The following is a 1,794-nucleotide window of genomic DNA, read 5'->3' as shown; positions in this document are numbered from 1 at the left end:
CTCCGCCCGCCTCGTCCTGGCCGCCGTCGCGGCGCTCGCCCTCGGCGGCGCCGCCACCGCCACGGCCACCGCCGACAGCGGCCGCGCCACCACCCGACCCTGCGCGACCGGCGACCTGAACCTCAAGGTCACGTCCGAGTCGCAGGCGGGCGGCTACTACCTGATCACCGCCAAGGCCAAGCCCGGCGTCGTCTGCCACCTGGAGGGCGTGTTCCCCTCCGCCTCCTTCGGCTCCCACCCCGACACCGCGGTCTCGCCCGCCGAGCACAGCGTCAGCGACGACGTCGTCCTCGGCGGCTCGGCCGCCGCCTACGCCGGCATCAGCCCCAAGTCCACCGACAACAACGACGGCGTGGAGTTCGACCGGCTCCACCTCTCGGTCGCCGGTGACGAGGAGAACTCCGTCACGCTCCGCCTCCCCGACACCGCCACGGTCGACCGGCCCATCGCCACCAACTGGCACGCCGACCGCGCCGACGCCGTCCCGTTCACCAGCTGACCCCCGCGTCCGCCGGCCGCCCCCGCCGGCCGGGTGCGTCTCCCGCACCCGGCCGGCGGGGGCGGCCTCACTGCGCCAGACCGGCCTCCGCCAGCAGGTACGCCGTCATCGGGTCGTAGTGGCGGGGGCTGGTGACGTGGTCGTCGAGGGGGACCGTGACCTGGACGGTGCCCTCCGCCTCGGCGACGAACAGGGCCGGGTCGTTGCAGTCGGCGTAACCGACGGAGTCGACGCCGTACTGCCCGGCCGCACCCGCCCAGCCGTGGTCGGCGACGACCAGGTCCGGCAGCGGGCGGCCCCCGCGCTCCAGGGCGGTCAGGATGGCCTTCATCGGCTCACCGGAGTGGGTGTGCCACAGCGTGGCGCCGTGCTCCAGCACCGCCACGTCCGCGAACTGCATCACGTAACCCTCGTCCGTGGTCAGCCCGTCCGGGATGACCACGATCTCGCAGCCGACGGCCCGCAGCGCGGCGGCCGTCGCACGGTGCACGTCCAGCAGCCCGCCCGGGTGACCGGTCGCGAACAGCACCCGCTGCCGCCCGTCCGCCGCCTTGCGCAGCCGCCCGGCCATGCGCTCCAGCCCGGCCACGGTCAGCTCCGGGTCGATGGTGTCCTGCCCGTACCGGTGCTCGGGGTCGTCGTTGACGCCGACCCGCTCCGCCATCACCGCCAGCACGTCCTGCTCGTCGGTCCAGCGGTCGCCGAGCTCCAGACCGAGCCAGAAGTGGCGGTCGCCGTTCGCCAGTTTGCGGTAGTGGGAGAGGTTGTTCTCGCGCGGCGTGGCGACATCGCCCGCGATGCGCGTGGCGACCAGGTGTTCGACGAGTTCGGCGCGGCTGGGTGTCCCGGGTATCGGCATGCCCCCATTGTGAGGCAGCGCACTGTGGGCGTCCCTGGGGTGTCACGCGCTGGGACGTGCGTCACGTACTCAGACGACTCCGTACGGCTACTCGGTGCCGCCCGCACGGCTCACGTGCGGCGCAGCGCGAACCACAGCTCCATCCGTACGTCCGGGTCGTCCAGGTCCGCCTCCAGCAGCGCCGCGCAGCGCGCGATGCGCTGCCGCACGGTGTTGCGGTGCACGGACAGCGCCACCGCCGTACGGTCCCAGCTGCCGTGCAGGGAGAGCCAGGTGCGCAGGGTGTCGGTGAGGGCGGGAGCGGCCGCTATCGGCGCGAGCAGCGACCGGGCGTGGGCGTCCGCGTCGTGCGGCGGGACGAGGTCGGCGAGGGCGGGGCGGTCGCCGTGCCGGAGCAGCGGGGCGCGGGTGGCGCGGGCCCGGGCCAGGGCGCGGG

At 74.7% G+C, this 1,794-nt stretch carries 3 protein-coding genes; 1 reads left to right on the top strand and 2 read right to left on the bottom strand.

The features are described from left to right. A partial coding sequence (locus B7767_RS31475) for a DUF4232 domain-containing protein (RefSeq protein WP_085575102.1) occupies positions 1-499 on the top strand: 499 nt, incomplete at its 5' end. Positions 500-566: 67 nt separating this feature from the next. On the opposite strand, the gene B7767_RS31470 is transcribed toward B7767_RS31475, so the two are convergent. Together B7767_RS31470 and B7767_RS31465 are read right to left on the bottom strand one after the other, a co-directional pair. Continuing rightward, positions 567-1,358, bottom strand: coding sequence for a phosphatase (locus tag B7767_RS31470; protein WP_085575101.1), 792 nt, complete (start codon positions 1,356-1,358; stop codon positions 567-569). 110 nt (positions 1,359-1,468) lie between these two features. Further along, on the bottom strand, positions 1,469-1,794 hold a 326-nt coding region (locus B7767_RS31465; protein ID WP_143652727.1), incomplete at its 5' end, for a helix-turn-helix domain-containing protein.

The sequence above is a fragment of the Streptomyces sp. 13-12-16 genome (assembly GCF_002114215.1).
Lineage (GTDB): Bacteria > Actinomycetota > Actinomycetes > Streptomycetales > Streptomycetaceae > Streptomyces.
The sequence above is the reverse complement of the archived record's forward strand: the minus strand, read 5'-3'. Positions and strand labels throughout refer to the sequence as shown.